Genomic DNA, 12,358 nt, shown 5'->3' with positions numbered 1-12,358 from the left:
GTAGTCGCTGCCAGAAACCTTACTGATCCGGCCGGTAGCCGCCCGTGCCTACTGTCGGGAGCAGCTTCGCGGTACCCGCCGCGGCCTCCCCCTCAGGTCTCTCAGCAAGGAGTCCGACATGACCGTGCGTGTCCTCGCCCTCGTCGGCAGCCTCCGGGCCGGCTCGCACAACCGGCAGCTGGCCGAGGCGGCCGTCAGGCACGCGCCCGAGCACGTCTCCGTAGAGATCCACAGCGGTCTGGCGGAGATCCCCTTCTACAACGAGGACATCGACGTCGCGGGCGCCGTCCCGGGCCCTGCGGCGGCCCTGCGGGAGGCGGTGTCGGGGGCGGACGCGCTGCTGTTCGTCTCGCCCGAGTACAACGGCACCATCCCCGCCGTGCTGAAGAACGCGATCGACTGGCTGTCCCGTCCGTACGGTACGGGCGCGATCACCGGCAAGCCGGTCGCCGTCATCGGTACCGCCCTCGGCAGTTACGGAGGGGTCTGGGCGCAGGACGAGACCCGCAAGTCCGCCGGTATCGCCGGCGCGACCGTGCTCGAACAGGCGCGGCTCGCCCTCCCCCGCTCCCTCACCCGCTTCGCCGACACCCACCCCGGCGACGACGGCGAAGTCGTCACCGGACTCCTCCAGGTCCTCGACCAGCTCGCCGCCAAGGCGACCGTCTGAAACGTCCGGGCTGACGTACCGCAGCTCCGTCGGGCATTCACGCTGCGGCCGGGTCACCGGCCGGAAAGGAACACCGCCATGCTCATCCTGACTCCCCGTGAAGGTGCCGCGCCGAGGGTCTTCGGACCGGCTCCGCACGGCCAGGGCTCCCAGATCTCCCCGATCATGCTGCAGGAGGAGCTGTGGGGGCGGATGCGCGCGCTGCCGTACGTCTACATGGCCCCCACCCTGGTCTCTGTGCCGCACGCCCGTTCGCTCTTCATCCCCGAAGGCATCGGGACGGGCCCGGTGGAGGCCTTCCAGCGCGGCCGTGAGTGGGCGCACATCCACCCCCACCACGACGGCTCGCTGCACCTGACGCTGCCGCGGGACGCCGAGGCCGACGTCATCGCCGCGGGCTGGGGCGTGCACCACCCGGCGCAGCCGGTGACGCTGATCTACGGGCCCCGGACCGCGGAGGAGCTGGAGACCGTCTGGAAGATCGTCCACTTCTCCTACCGGTACGCGGTCGGCGCGAAGTGAAGGACCCCGGCCCGGCCGGCCGCCCGTAGCCGGCGGGGCCGCCCGGCGGCGGAGCGGGGCGGAAGGTGCCGACGGCCGCACAGCGGCCGGCGCGGCCGGCGCCCGCCGGTGGACGCGGCCCGTGACACGGGCCGCGTCCCCGTGGCCGTACGGGCGCTCCCGTGGCTCAGCGCTCGCGCCGGCGCAGGGCCTCCTGGGAGGCGACGTACTTCAGCATCAGGCGGGCGAAGTCCAGCCGTTCGCGCTCGCTCCAGTCGGCGGTGACGTACTCGAAGGCCGAGCGCTGGTGGCGGCGGAAGCGGGTCATCAGGTCGTGCCCCTCGGGGCTGAGGTGGAGGACCGTACGGCGGCCGTCCTGCTGGGAGGCGGCGCGGACCAGGTAGCCGGCGGTGATGCAGTCGGAGACCATCCGGCTGGCCACCGAGGGGTCGGTCCCCAGGTGAGCGGCCACGGCGCCGACGGTGGCCTCTCGGGCGCCGTCCTGCGCGATCTCCAGGACCACGTTGAGGACCAGGGTCCGGCTCAGGTCCTTCTGGGAGATCGGGTTCTCAACCTCCAGGAGTGAGGAGCGCCGCAGTTTCCCGAACGCCGGACCGACGGCGTCCAGCAGCTCGTCGTCGCCCGTGCCGGGCCCCCGCTTCGTCATGCCGCCCATCCTACCTTCGTGCCGTACCGCAAACATGTGTTGACCTGAAAACGTGTGCATGCCAGCATGCATATGTCGAGAGACAAGGAATTCCGTCGGAGCGGGCCGCCCCCTCACGACCGGCGGCCGACGAACCGGAGCACTCCATGACCACCCTCATCACCGGCGCCCGCGGCAAGGTCGGCCGGGCCGTCCTCGGCCGTCTGCACTCCGCCGGCCTCACCGTCCGCGCGGCCAGCGCCTGTCCCGCCGAACTGACCGTCCCGGCCGGAGTCGGGACCTACAAACTGGCCCTCGACCGGCCCGGGACCTTCGCCGCCGCACTGGACGGCGTGCGGCAGGTCTTCCTCTACCCCGAGCCCGCCGGCATCCAGGAGCTGGTCGCGGCCGCCGAGGACGCGGGCGTCGAACACGTCGTCCTGCTGTCCTCGTCCTCGGTACTCGGCCCGGGCGCCGAGAACGACCCGCTCGCCGGCCACAGCCTCACGGTCGAGCGCGCCCTCACCGCCTCCACCCTGACCTGCACCTTCCTGCGCCCGGACGCCTTCGCCAGCAACTCCTTCGGCTGGGCGTACTCCATCGGCCGGTCGCTGCCGGTCCAACTCGCCTACCCGGACGCCCACATCGCGCCCATCCACCCCGAGGACATCGCCGACATCGCCGTCGAGGCCCTCACGGGCGACTCCCTCACCGGCCGCCGGCTCACCCTGACCGGCGGCGAGTCGCTGACCTTCCGCCGCCAGCTGGCGATCCTCGCCGAGGCCATCGGCCGCGAGATCACCGTCGAACGGATCACCCGCGCCGAGGCCGAGCAGCGGATGGCGGCCCACATGCCCGCACCGATGGTCTCCTCACTGCTCGACCTGTGGGAGGCCGCCAACCACGGCCCCGCGCCCATCGCCGACACCACCGCGACCCTCCTCGGGCGCCCCGCCCGCACCTTCGGACAGTGGGCCCGCGAGAACGCCGCCGCCTTCACCGGCCGCTGAGCCGGGCTCCCACGCGCCCCCGATTCACCACCGCACGCCGTATGACGCAACGTAACCGCTCCTTACCGTCAGTCATGACAGCTGGTCGAGTGAGAGGAAGAGGCGGGCCATGACGATGCGAAGGACGGCGAGGCTGCTGGGGGCGTGCGCGGCGGCCGCGGTGCTGGCGCTGGCGGCTCCGGGCACGGCACAGGCGGCGGCTCAGGGGGTCCTGTACGTCGACGGCGTCCGGTACGACGACCCGGGCGGCTGCTTCCCGCTGGGGGACTTCGCCCCCTCGGAGGTCGCCAACCTCACCGACGGGGTGGCCTGGGTGTGGGACGGCCCGCACTGCGACGGCCGGGTGGTGCACGCGGTCCCCCCGGGCCGGATCGCGATCGGGCACGGCCTGAGCCTCTACATCGAGTGAACGAGGGGCCCCACCCTCCCCCGAGCCCGGGGCCGGTCCGCCCCGCGACAGGGACCCGCCCCTCACCCTCAGGACGTACACCGGGCGCCGCGCGGTGGACGGGCTTCCGGCCCGGGCACCGACTCGCGGTTTTCCGGGGGTCGGTGGGGCCGTACGTTTCTTTTGCTACGCAGTAACGAGGGAAAGCACCTTGCCCAACCCACCCAGCCCTCCCCGCCGGGGCCGCCTCACTCACACGGGTGAACAAGTCCAACTCGGCTGGATTTGGGACTGGTTGCGGGGCATATGCTCGCCCCGACCACCCCAGACATGAAGCGGCCCCCGCCGGGACGGCAATCCCGGACGAGGGCCTGACCAAGTAGGAAGTAAACGGCTTCCCGATGGCTCTCAAGCACACTAGCGTGCGCATGCGCGCGGCGTACGGCGTTCATCACTCCAACGTCCGTCACACGTCCCGGTACACCGTCATCGGGAACCACCTGCTCCAGCACCCGACCCTCTCGCTGACCGCCCGGGGCCTCGCCGGGTACATCCAGTCGCTGCCTCCCGGAACGCCCATCAGCATCAAAGAGCTGGTCAAGCGGGTGCCGGAGGGGGAGACCCGGATCGCGGCAGCGCTGCGAGAGCTGGAGGCGCACGGGTACCTGAAGCGGGTGCGGGAGCAGCTGCCGGACGGCCGGTTCGTCACCCGGACGGTGTCCTACAACCACCCCAGGGCCGCCGCCATGGCCCCCACCGAGCCGCCGAGCGCACCCGAGCCGGAGCCCGCACCGCAGCCGGAGCCCGAGCCGGAACCGCAGCCCGAGCCACAGCCGGAGCCCGAGCCCCTCGCGGAACCGGAACCGGAGCCCAAGCCGCTCCCGGAGCCGAAGCCGCTCCCGGAGCCGAAGCCGCAGCCCGGCGCCGACCCCGCCCCCCAGGTCCCGGCCGCCGGTCTGCCCGTGGCCGACGAGCCCTCCCCCGCCCGCCGGGCCGCCATGGCCCTGCTCGCCGAGCTGCGCCGCGTCGACCACCGCCTGCTGCTCGGCCGACGGGACATCGAGACGCTCTCCGGGAAGGTCGAAGTCTGGACGGAACGCGGGGCGAGCAAGGAGGCGGTGATCGCCGTACTGACGGCGAACATCCCCGATGCGGTCCACAACCCGGCCGGACTGATCGCCCACCGCCTCTCCGTCCAGGAACCCCCGTCCCTGGCGCCCCTGTTCCGCCAGGCCGCCTACGTCCCGCCCGACCCCTTCCAGAGCTGCGACACCTGCGACCGGGCCTTCCGCAGCCCCACCCCCGGCACCTGCGGCCCCTGTACCGACCGGACCGCGCCCGGCACGACGGCGGAGCGGAGCCCCACCCGCTGGGACTGAACCGACGGCCGGAGCCGTACGGCCGTGCCGGGTCAGCCGAACTCCGGCATCTCCCCGACCGTCGTCGACAGGTCGATCACCGCGAACGCCGCGCCCTGCGGGTCGGTGAGCGCCGCGAAGCGGCCGAAGGGGCTGTCCATCGGCCCGAAGTGCAGCTGCCCGCCGTGCTTCCTGGTCTTCTCGACCGCCTCGTCGCAGTTCGGCACCGCGAAGTACACCTGCACGTACGACGGGATCTCCGGCGGGAAGTCCTCCCCCATCCTCATGCGGCCCAGCACCGGGTTGTGCGGGCCGCCGATGCTGAAGACCTTGAAGTCCATTCCGGCCGCCTCCGGGTCGTCACCGGCCTCCATCTGCCGGGACTCGTACGGGAACACCTTCGACAGGAACGCGTCCGCCGCGTCGGGATCCCGGGTGAAGACCTCCGCCCAGGCGTACGAACCGGGCTCGCCGAGCTTCTCGAAGCCCTTGTGCTCGCCCGGCTGCCAGACGCCGAAGACCGCCCCGCTCGGCTCGCGGGCGATCGCCATCGTGCCGAAGGTGCCGACCTGCATCGTCTCCATCATCAGCGTCCCGCCCGCCGCCTTGATCTTCTCGGCGGTCGCGGCGGCGTCCCGCGAGGCGAAGTACAGGCACCACTGCGAGGGCGCGTCGCCACCGGGCATCGGCGGCACCACGGCCGCGACCGCCTTGCCGTCGGAATACGCCTGCGTGTAAGCGCCGTACTCGCTGCTGGCCTCACCGAAAGTCCAGCCGAGCACGTCGCCGTAGAACTCCTTGGCGGCCTCCACGTCGGTGAACATCGCGTCCACCCAGCACGGGGCGCCTTCCGGGAACTCAGCCATGGTCGATCGACTCCTGTGTCGTCCGTCGTCCGGTACACATGCTTGCCCTGCCGATCCCACGCTAGGCGGGGGGTCTGACAATCGCGCGGCGACCGCGTGCCGCCCGTGCCGCCGGGCCGTCCCGGGAGGAGGCTGGGGGCATGGACGACATCACCATCCGGCTCGCGCAGCAGCCCGAGGCCGACGCCCTGCTCGCGCGCAGCCCGCTGGCCGCGCTGACCGGCATGCTCCTCGACCAGCAGGTGCCGATGGAGTGGGCGTTCTCGGGGCCGTGGACCATCGCCCAACGGCTCGGCACCGACGACCTCGACGCGCACGCCATCGCCGCCCACGACCCCGAGGACTTCGCCGCGCTGCTGTCGCGGAAGCCCGCCGTGCACCGCTATCCGGGGTCGATGGCGAAGCGGATCCAGCAGCTGTGCGCGTACCTGGTGGAGCACTACGGCGGCGACGCGTCCGCCGTCTGGGCGGACGCCGCCACGGGCGCCGAACTGCTGGCCCGGCTGAAGGCGCTGCCGGGCTTCGGGGAGCAGAAGGCGCAGATCTTCCTGGCCCTGCTGGGCAAGCGGTTCGGGGTGCGCCCGGAGGGCTGGCGCGAGGCCGCCGGCGGGTACGGACCGGCGGGGGTCCACCGCTCGGCGGCCGACATCACGGGCCCGGAGTCGCTGGCGAAGGTCCGCGAGTACAAGCAGGCCCAGAAGGCCGCCAAGCGCTCCCCGTCCTGACGCGCGGGACGGGCGGGCCGCCGGGCGGGGACGGCCCCCGGCACCCGGACCCCGGGGCCCCCTGCGCCCGGGACGAACCCGACGGCAGCCCGCCCGCGTACGCCGGCCCCTACGCGGGGTGCGCCACCCGGGCCGGGCGGGCGCGCAGCACCGAGGCGTAGACCTCGTCGGCGTCGAGCCGCCGCAGCTCCTCCGCGATCAGCTCGGCGGTGCTGCGGATCTTGAGCGCGACCTTGCGGTCGGGCCAGCCGGGCAGGACCAGGGTGGCCAGCGAACCGGTGGGGCGGTCCACGACCACCTCCCCGGCGGAGGTCTCCAGCCGGACCCGGGTGATGAGCGGCCCGTCCGTCACCACCCGCGTCACCGGCACGCCCAGGCGGTCCTCCAGCCAGCGCGCCAGCAGCTCGGCGCTCGCGTTGTCGGCCTCGCTCTCCACCGTCGCGGCGGTCACCGGCAGCGGCCTCTGGTCGAACGCGCAGGCCAGCAGGGAGCGCCAGGGCGTGAGCCGGGTCCAGGCCAGGTCGGTGTCGCCGGGGGCGTACGAGGCCGCGCGCGCGTCCAGCGCGCCGACCGGGTCGGGTGCCGCCTGGGAGTCGGTGATCCGGCGCTGCGCCAGGACGCCCAGCTCGTCGCGGGCGGGATCGGCGGGGGCGCCGGCCGGCCACCACGCCACCACCGGCGCGTCCGGGGCCAGCAGCGGGAGCACCACCGAGCCGGCCTGGGTGGTGAGGTCGCCGTGCAGGCGCAGCAGCACGATCTCCCCGGACCCGGCGTCCGATCCCACGCGCAGCTCGGCGTCGAGGCGGGTCCGGCGGCGGCGTTCCGGGCCGCGGGAGGTCCGCTTGATCACCGCGATGATCCGGCAGGGGTGCTCGCGCGAGGCCTCGGAGGCCGCGCGCAGCGCGTCGTAGGCGTTCTCCTCGTCCGTGACGATGACGAGGGTCAGCACCAGCCCCATGGTGGGGCTGCCCACGGCGCGGCGGGCGTCGAGGAGCGCCCGGCCGATCTTGCTGGACGTGGTGTCGGTGAGTTCGGTCCGCATCCCCCGAGTCTGTCAGCGCCCGACGCGGGGCCGACAGCCGGTTCGCTCGACTCCGTCTGGAGGAGCGGCGGGGTGACGCGGGTTCAGCGGCGCCGCCGTGCCGTCCCGAAGACCGACCGCGAGATCTCCCGTCCCAGCTGTGTCCCGATCGACCGCGCCAGGGAGCGGAACAGTCCGCTTCCCACGACCTGTTGGACCAGCGAGGGTTCCGCTTCCGGCGCGCCGCGTGCGGCCCCGCCCGCCTTCCCCGCTTCCGCCGCGCGCTTGCGGGACTCCTCGGCCGCCGCGGCCGCCTCCGCCTCGGCCTCCGCGGCGGCCTGTTCGGCGGTGATCTTCTCGTACGCGGACTCGCGGTCGACCGGCTCGGCGTAACGCGCGTACAGGGGGGACGAGGTGACGGCCCGTTCCAGGGCGTCGGCGCCGACCGGCCCCATCAGCGACTGCGGTGCGCGCAGCCGGGTGGCCGCCACCGGGGTCGGGGCGCCCGTCTCGCTGAGCACCGTGACGACGGCCTCGCCGGTGCCGAGCCCGGTGAGCGTCTCCTCGAGGTCGTACGGGGAGCGGGGGAAGGTCTTCACCGTGGCCCTGAGCGCCTTGGCGTCGTCCGGGGTGAAGGCGCGCAGGGCGTGCTGGACCCGGTTGCCGAGCTGGGCCAGCACGTCCGCCGGGACGTCCTTGGGGGTCTGGGTGACGAAGAAGACGCCGATCCCCTTGGAGCGGATCAGCCGGACGGTCTGGGTGACGGACTCCAGGAACGCCTTGGAGGCCCCGTTGAAGAGCAGGTGCGCCTCGTCGAAGAAGAACACCAGCCTGGGCTTCTCCAGGTCGCCGACTTCGGGCAGCCCGCCGTAGAGGTCGGCGAGCAGCCACATAAGAAATGTAGAGAAAAGCTGTGGTTTGTCCTGAACGGCCGGGAGTTCCAGTACGGAGACCACTCCGCGCCCGTCGGCGGCGGTCCGGAGCAATTCGCTCGTGTCGAATTCGGGCTCGCCGAAGAATTCCGTCGCGCCCTGCTGCTCGAACGCGGTCAGGGCGCGCAGGATCACCCCGGCGGTGACCGTGGAGAGTCCGCCGATTCCCTTGAGTTCGGACTTGCCCTTGTCGGAGACGAGGAAGGCGACCACCGCCCGGAGGTCCTTGAGGTCGATCAGCTCCAGGCCCTTGGAGTCGGCGTAGTGGAAGATCAGGCCGAGGGACTGCTCCTGCGTCCGGTTCAGCTGGAGCACCTTGGACATCAGCACCGGGCCGAAGGCCGTCACGGTCGCACGGACCGGGATGCCGGGCCCGATCCCGCCCAGGGAGTAGAACTCGCCGGGGCATCCGGCCGCCTGCCACTCCTGCCCGACCTGCGCGGCCCGCGCCGCGGTCCTCCCGTCCGCCGCGCCCGGCGCGGTGATGCCGGAGACGTCGCCCTTGATGTCGGCCAGGAAGACGGGCACCCCCTGGGCGGACAGCTGCTCGGCGATCAGCTGGAGGGTCTTGGTCTTGCCGGTACCGGTGGCTCCCGCCACGAGCCCGTGCCGGTTGAGCATCGCCAGCGGGATGCGGATCTGCCGCTCGGGCAGGCACGTCCCGTCCCAGAGCAGGGCGCCCAGGTCGAGCGCCGGGCCCGTGAAGGCGTACCCGGCGGCGATGTCGGCGGCGATGTCCCCGGCGACCCCGGCGGCGGCCGGAGCGGACGCGCCGGACGCGCGGGGCGGTCCGGCCGCGCCGGCTTCCCCGGCCGGGCCGGTCGCGTCCGACGGATCGGGCGAGTCGGTGCCCTGGCTCATGCATCCCTCCCGGAATAGCCTTGTCTGCCACTTTTGCACCGACCGGGCGAGGCTGCGCCCGGAGGCACCGGCCCGGTAGGCTTTCCGTGTGATCTTCAAGCGCATCGGAAGCGGGCGGCCGTACCCCGACCACGGCAGGGAAACCACCCGGCAGTGGGCGGACGTCGCCCCGCGCCCGGTCCGGCTCGACCAGCTCGTGACCACCAAGGGACAGCTGGACCTCGAGACCCTGCTCGCCGAGGACTCCACCTTCTACGGGGACCTCTTCGCCCACGTCGTGAAGTGGCAGGGCGACCTCTACCTGGAGGACGGGCTGCACCGCGCCGTGCGCGCGGCCCTCCAGCAGCGCCAGGTCCTGCACGCGCGCGTCCTCGAGATGGACTGATTGCGCCTTTCGGGTCGCCCTCACCCGATCAACTCATCATTTAGTAGGCATCATTCCGGTACGGCACTACGCTGCCGCTCATGAGCATGCTCACTCCCCCCGGCATGGGCGGAAAGTACCGCGTCACGGGAGCTGCCTACCCCCGTATGAGCCGCCCCCGGCGGCGCCGGAAGATCGTCTTCGCCCTGCTGGGATGCGTCCTGGCCCTGGGCCTCCTCGGCTACGGAGCGCTGCAGCTCATCGACGTGTTCGGCGGCGACGGCAGCGGCGAGCGCACCACGGCGGCGGGCCGCGGGGACTGCCCGACGGCCTCCGCCAAACCCGCGAACGCCGTGAAGCCGGCCACCGCGCCCGACGCCGGTCCCGCCGCCTCCAAGGCCCCCGCGGTCACCCTCCCGCAGCCCGGCCAGATCACCGTCAACGTGTACAACGCGACCCCGCGCTCGGGCCTGGCCAAGGCCGTCGGCGACGAGCTGAAGAAGCGCGGCTTCACCGTCGGCCACGTCGGCAACGCCCCCGCCGACTTCGACAAGAAGGTCCAGGGCACCGGGATACTGCTCGGCTCGCCGCGCACCGACAAGGCGGCCTACTCCGTCCTCGGCACCCAGCTCACCGGGCTCACCACCCAGACCGACGCCCGTGAGGGCACGGACATCGACCTGATCCTCGGCGACGCCTTCAAGGAGCTCAGCACGAAGGAGGACGCGGACAAGGCGCTGGCCGTCCTGGCCAACCCCGCGCCCGCGCCCTCCGCGCGCTGCTGATCCCGCCCGGGGGAAGGACTACTCGGCCGAGCCGTACATGCGGTCGCCCGCGTCGCCCAGGCCCGGAACGATGTAGCCGTGCTCGTTGAGCCGCTCGTCCACGGCGGCCGTCACCACGGTCACCGGCGTGCCCGCCAGCTCGCGCTCCATGATCTCGACGCCCTCGGGCGCGGCCAGCAGCACCACGGCGGTCACGTCGTCGGCGCCGCGCTTGATGAGTTCCTGGATCGCGGCGACCAGCGTGCCGCCGGTGGCCAGCATCGGGTCGACGACGTACACCTGACGGCCGGAGAGGTCCTCGGGCATGCGCGTCGCGTACGTGGAGGCCTCGAGGGTCTCCTCGTTGCGGACCATGCCCAGGAAGCCCACCTCGGCGGTCGGCAGCAGCCGCACCATGCCGTCCAGCATGCCGAGGCCGGCGCGCAGGATCGGGACGACCAGCGGACGCGGGTGCGACAGCTTGACTCCGGTGGTCGGACCGACCGGGGTCTCGATGTCGGACGGCTCGGTGCGCACGTCACGGGTGGCCTCGTACGCGAGGAGCGTCACCAGCTCGTCGGCCAGCCGCCGGAACGTGGGGGAGTCGGTGCGCTTGTCGCGCAGCGCGGTGAGTTTGTGCGCCACCAAGGGGTGATCGACGACCTGCAAACGCACAACATCCTCCAAGACTCAGCCGGCTTCGATCTGCGATCCGCGAACTGCGAGACCCTGCCACCTGCGAAAACGGCCGCCTGTTCGCGACCCACTGACAAAAGGCTACGCGCTGTGCGCACCGCTCCGCGTCCGCCGCCGGCCCCGGGATGCGGGGCGCCGCGCCCCCCAGCACCCTGGAGTCGTGAGCAACGGACCGGTCATCGCGGCCGTCGACGGATCCGAGCACAGCCTCCGCGCCCTGGAATGGGCCCGCGGGGCGGCGGTGCGGCACGGCACCGGGCTGCTGGTCGCCCACGTACTGCCCGACGTCACCCAGCTGTACGCCGGCCGCCGCTCGGCCCTGCACGACCCGAACCAGCCCGAGGAGCACGCCGACCCGGTGACCGACCGCGTGCGCGCCGTCCTGGAGGCCTCCCCCGAACTGCCCCGGGAGGTCCGCTACGAGTCGCTGGAGGGCTCGGTGCCGGCGGCCCTGCGGGTGATCAGCGCCGAGGACTCGCCCCGGATGCTGGTGATGGGCTCCCGGGGGCGCGGCGGGTTCGCCGCCCTGCTGCTCGGCTCGAACAGCAGGGCCGTGGCCACCAGCGCGTCCTGCCCGGTGGTGGTGGTCCCGCACGCCGGCCGCGACGCGGCGTCCGGCGCCGCCGGGGAGGCGGCGGAGGCCTCCGCCGGCAAGGTGGTGCTCGGGCTCCACGTCACCGAGACCCCGGAATCGGTACTGGCCTTCGCCTTCGCGGAAGCCGCCGCACGGGCGACCACCGTCCAGGTGGTCTCCGCGTACGCCGTCCCGCCCGGCCCGACCAACCTGCTCGGCGCGCCCTTCGCGGTGGTCCCGCCCGAGGCGCTCGCCGACGCGGGGGACACGGTGCCGGCCGAACGGGAGACCCTGCGGGCCCAGACGCGGCGGCTGGAGCCGATGCGGGCCAGGTACCCGGACGTCCCCGTCGAGCAGGCCACCGAGCCCGGGAACGCGGCGGGGCGGCTGGTGGAGGCGTCCCGGTCGGCCGCGCTGGTCGTGGTGGGCCGCCACCACCCGCGCGTACGGTCGCTGCTGATCGGGTCGGTGGCGCACGCGGTGCTCCAGCACGCGCACGGCCCCGTGGCCGTCGTACCGACCCTCGCGGAGGAGGACGGCGGGCCCTGACGGCCGCCTCCCCGCCCCCGGTCCCGCGGCCCGACCCCTGACCTGGGGTGATCTGCGCGGAGGTGGCATCAAACGAGCCGGCCGGGGGAAGGTGGGCATCCGGGGGGTCTGCTTCGCGACGGCGGAGGAGGACGACCGGACCAGCCTGGGGTGGTGCCGATGCCGGAGACGCAGCCCAACGACACCGACGGGAGAGAGGCGTACGAGGCGCCGGAGACGGCGGCGCAGCGCAGGGCGCGACGCGCGCAGTTCCTGCGCGATCTGAACGAGGCCAGAGAGCTGCGCGACCGGGTCCAGCCTCGGCGCGCCCGCGCGGCCCGGATGCGGCAGCAGATGCGGATGCGGACCTTCCGCTGGTGAGCGGGGGTGCGCCCGGGCGCGTCGCGGCTCGCGCCGGCGGCGCCCGCCCCCCTCCCGGAACCGCCCCCGCGAC

Annotated in this window: 15 protein-coding genes; 10 read left to right on the top strand and 5 right to left on the bottom strand. The window is 73.3% G+C overall.

Annotation, left to right across the window (positions count from 1 at the left end; all coding sequences use genetic code 11):
* The first annotated feature begins 118 nt into the window (after window positions 1-118).
* Window positions 119-670, top strand: a complete 552-nt coding sequence (locus tag ACZ514_RS12565; RefSeq protein ID WP_468164263.1) for an NAD(P)H-dependent oxidoreductase — start codon at window positions 119-121, stop codon at window positions 668-670.
* 78 nt (window positions 671-748) lie between these two features.
* Window positions 749-1,192 carry a luciferase domain-containing protein gene (locus tag ACZ514_RS12560; protein ID WP_468164261.1) on the top strand — a complete coding sequence of 148 codons (444 nt, stop codon included), beginning with the start codon at window positions 749-751 and terminating at the stop codon, window positions 1,190-1,192.
* Window positions 1,193-1,358: 166 nt separating this feature from the next.
* On the opposite strand, the gene ACZ514_RS12555 is transcribed toward ACZ514_RS12560, so the two are convergent.
* Complete coding sequence (locus ACZ514_RS12555; RefSeq protein ID WP_468164259.1) at window positions 1,359-1,838, bottom strand: MarR family winged helix-turn-helix transcriptional regulator; 480 nt, start codon at window positions 1,836-1,838, stop codon at window positions 1,359-1,361.
* 146 nt (window positions 1,839-1,984) lie between these two features.
* On the opposite strand from ACZ514_RS12555, the gene ACZ514_RS12550 reads away from it, so the two are divergent.
* The 3 genes from ACZ514_RS12550 (at window position 1,985) to ACZ514_RS12540 (ending at window position 4,594) form a co-directional block, all read left to right on the top strand.
* Complete coding sequence (locus tag ACZ514_RS12550; RefSeq protein WP_468700658.1) at window positions 1,985-2,827, top strand: NAD(P)H-binding protein; 843 nt, start codon at window positions 1,985-1,987, stop codon at window positions 2,825-2,827.
* 109 nt (window positions 2,828-2,936) lie between these two features.
* The gene (locus ACZ514_RS12545) at window positions 2,937-3,236 is read left to right on the top strand and encodes a hypothetical protein (RefSeq protein ID WP_468164255.1); all 300 of its coding nucleotides are present in this window, start codon (window positions 2,937-2,939) and stop codon (window positions 3,234-3,236) included.
* 380 nt (window positions 3,237-3,616) lie between these two features.
* Entirely contained in the window at window positions 3,617-4,594 is a 978-nt protein-coding gene (locus ACZ514_RS12540) for a helix-turn-helix domain-containing protein (protein WP_469124667.1), read from the top strand.
* Between the two features lie 32 nt (window positions 4,595-4,626).
* Here the strand turns inward: ACZ514_RS12540 and ACZ514_RS12535 are convergent, their stop codons facing one another.
* Window positions 4,627-5,439: a VOC family protein gene (locus ACZ514_RS12535; protein ID WP_468164251.1), complete on the bottom strand. Its 813-nt coding sequence runs from the start codon at window positions 5,437-5,439 to the stop codon at window positions 4,627-4,629.
* Window positions 5,440-5,579: 140 nt separating this feature from the next.
* On the opposite strand from ACZ514_RS12535, the gene ACZ514_RS12530 reads away from it, so the two are divergent.
* Window positions 5,580-6,164, top strand: a complete 585-nt coding sequence (locus tag ACZ514_RS12530; RefSeq protein ID WP_468164249.1) for an HhH-GPD-type base excision DNA repair protein — start codon at window positions 5,580-5,582, stop codon at window positions 6,162-6,164.
* A 109-nt stretch (window positions 6,165-6,273) separates the two neighbouring features.
* Here ACZ514_RS12530 and opcA read toward each other — a convergent pair whose 3' ends face one another.
* Window positions 6,274-7,206 (bottom strand): glucose-6-phosphate dehydrogenase assembly protein OpcA, encoded by a 933-nt coding sequence (gene opcA, locus ACZ514_RS12525; protein WP_468164247.1) that lies wholly within the window; start codon window positions 7,204-7,206, stop codon window positions 6,274-6,276.
* 83 nt (window positions 7,207-7,289) lie between these two features.
* Window positions 7,290-8,978: a helicase HerA-like domain-containing protein gene (locus tag ACZ514_RS12520; RefSeq protein ID WP_469124666.1), complete on the bottom strand. Its 1,689-nt coding sequence runs from the start codon at window positions 8,976-8,978 to the stop codon at window positions 7,290-7,292.
* 88 nt (window positions 8,979-9,066) lie between these two features.
* Between ACZ514_RS12520 and ACZ514_RS12515 the strand changes: the two genes are divergently transcribed.
* Entirely contained in the window at window positions 9,067-9,363 is a 297-nt protein-coding gene (locus ACZ514_RS12515; protein ID WP_008740979.1) for a type II toxin-antitoxin system VapB family antitoxin, read from the top strand.
* Between the two features lie 80 nt (window positions 9,364-9,443).
* The gene (locus tag ACZ514_RS12510) at window positions 9,444-10,127 is read left to right on the top strand and encodes a LytR C-terminal domain-containing protein (RefSeq protein WP_468164243.1); all 684 of its coding nucleotides are present in this window, start codon (window positions 9,444-9,446) and stop codon (window positions 10,125-10,127) included.
* 18 nt (window positions 10,128-10,145) lie between these two features.
* Here ACZ514_RS12510 and upp read toward each other — a convergent pair whose 3' ends face one another.
* Window positions 10,146-10,781, bottom strand: a complete 636-nt coding sequence (gene upp / locus ACZ514_RS12505) for a uracil phosphoribosyltransferase (protein WP_468164241.1) — start codon at window positions 10,779-10,781, stop codon at window positions 10,146-10,148.
* A gap of 181 nt (window positions 10,782-10,962) precedes the next feature.
* On the opposite strand from upp, the gene ACZ514_RS12500 reads away from it, so the two are divergent.
* Together ACZ514_RS12500 and ACZ514_RS12495 are read left to right on the top strand one after the other, a co-directional pair.
* Entirely contained in the window at window positions 10,963-11,925 is a 963-nt protein-coding gene (locus tag ACZ514_RS12500; RefSeq protein WP_469124665.1) for a universal stress protein, read from the top strand.
* A 159-nt stretch (window positions 11,926-12,084) separates the two neighbouring features.
* Window positions 12,085-12,285 (top strand): hypothetical protein, encoded by a 201-nt coding sequence (locus ACZ514_RS12495; protein WP_050779660.1) that lies wholly within the window; start codon window positions 12,085-12,087, stop codon window positions 12,283-12,285.
* Window positions 12,286-12,358: the final 73 nt, after the last annotated feature.

The sequence above is a fragment of the Streptomyces sp. NPDC034086 genome (genome assembly GCF_055575515.1).
This window is presented reverse-complemented; position numbering and strand designations above follow the sequence as displayed.

Excerpts from the sequence above, each read along its gene's own strand:
- ACZ514_RS12565 (WP_468164263.1), top strand. The coding sequence starts at position 119 with ATGACCGTGCGTGTCCTCGCCCTCGTCGGCAGCCTCCGGGCCGGCTCG.
- ACZ514_RS12560 (WP_468164261.1), top strand. The coding sequence starts at position 749 with ATGCTCATCCTGACTCCCCGTGAAGGTGCCGCGCCGAGGGTCTTCGGA.
- ACZ514_RS12555 (WP_468164259.1), bottom strand. The coding sequence starts at position 1,838 with ATGACGAAGCGGGGGCCCGGCACGGGCGACGACGAGCTGCTGGACGCC.
- ACZ514_RS12550 (WP_468700658.1), top strand. The coding sequence starts at position 1,985 with ATGACCACCCTCATCACCGGCGCCCGCGGCAAGGTCGGCCGGGCCGTC.
- ACZ514_RS12545 (WP_468164255.1), top strand. The coding sequence starts at position 2,937 with ATGACGATGCGAAGGACGGCGAGGCTGCTGGGGGCGTGCGCGGCGGCC.
- ACZ514_RS12540 (WP_469124667.1), top strand. The coding sequence starts at position 3,617 with ATGGCTCTCAAGCACACTAGCGTGCGCATGCGCGCGGCGTACGGCGTT.
- ACZ514_RS12535 (WP_468164251.1), bottom strand. The coding sequence starts at position 5,439 with ATGGCTGAGTTCCCGGAAGGCGCCCCGTGCTGGGTGGACGCGATGTTC.
- ACZ514_RS12530 (WP_468164249.1), top strand. The coding sequence starts at position 5,580 with ATGGACGACATCACCATCCGGCTCGCGCAGCAGCCCGAGGCCGACGCC.
- opcA (WP_468164247.1), bottom strand. The coding sequence starts at position 7,206 with ATGCGGACCGAACTCACCGACACCACGTCCAGCAAGATCGGCCGGGCG.
- ACZ514_RS12520 (WP_469124666.1), bottom strand. The coding sequence starts at position 8,978 with ATGAGCCAGGGCACCGACTCGCCCGATCCGTCGGACGCGACCGGCCCG.
- ACZ514_RS12510 (WP_468164243.1), top strand. The coding sequence starts at position 9,444 with ATGAGCATGCTCACTCCCCCCGGCATGGGCGGAAAGTACCGCGTCACG.
- ACZ514_RS12495 (WP_050779660.1), top strand. The coding sequence starts at position 12,085 with ATGCCGGAGACGCAGCCCAACGACACCGACGGGAGAGAGGCGTACGAG.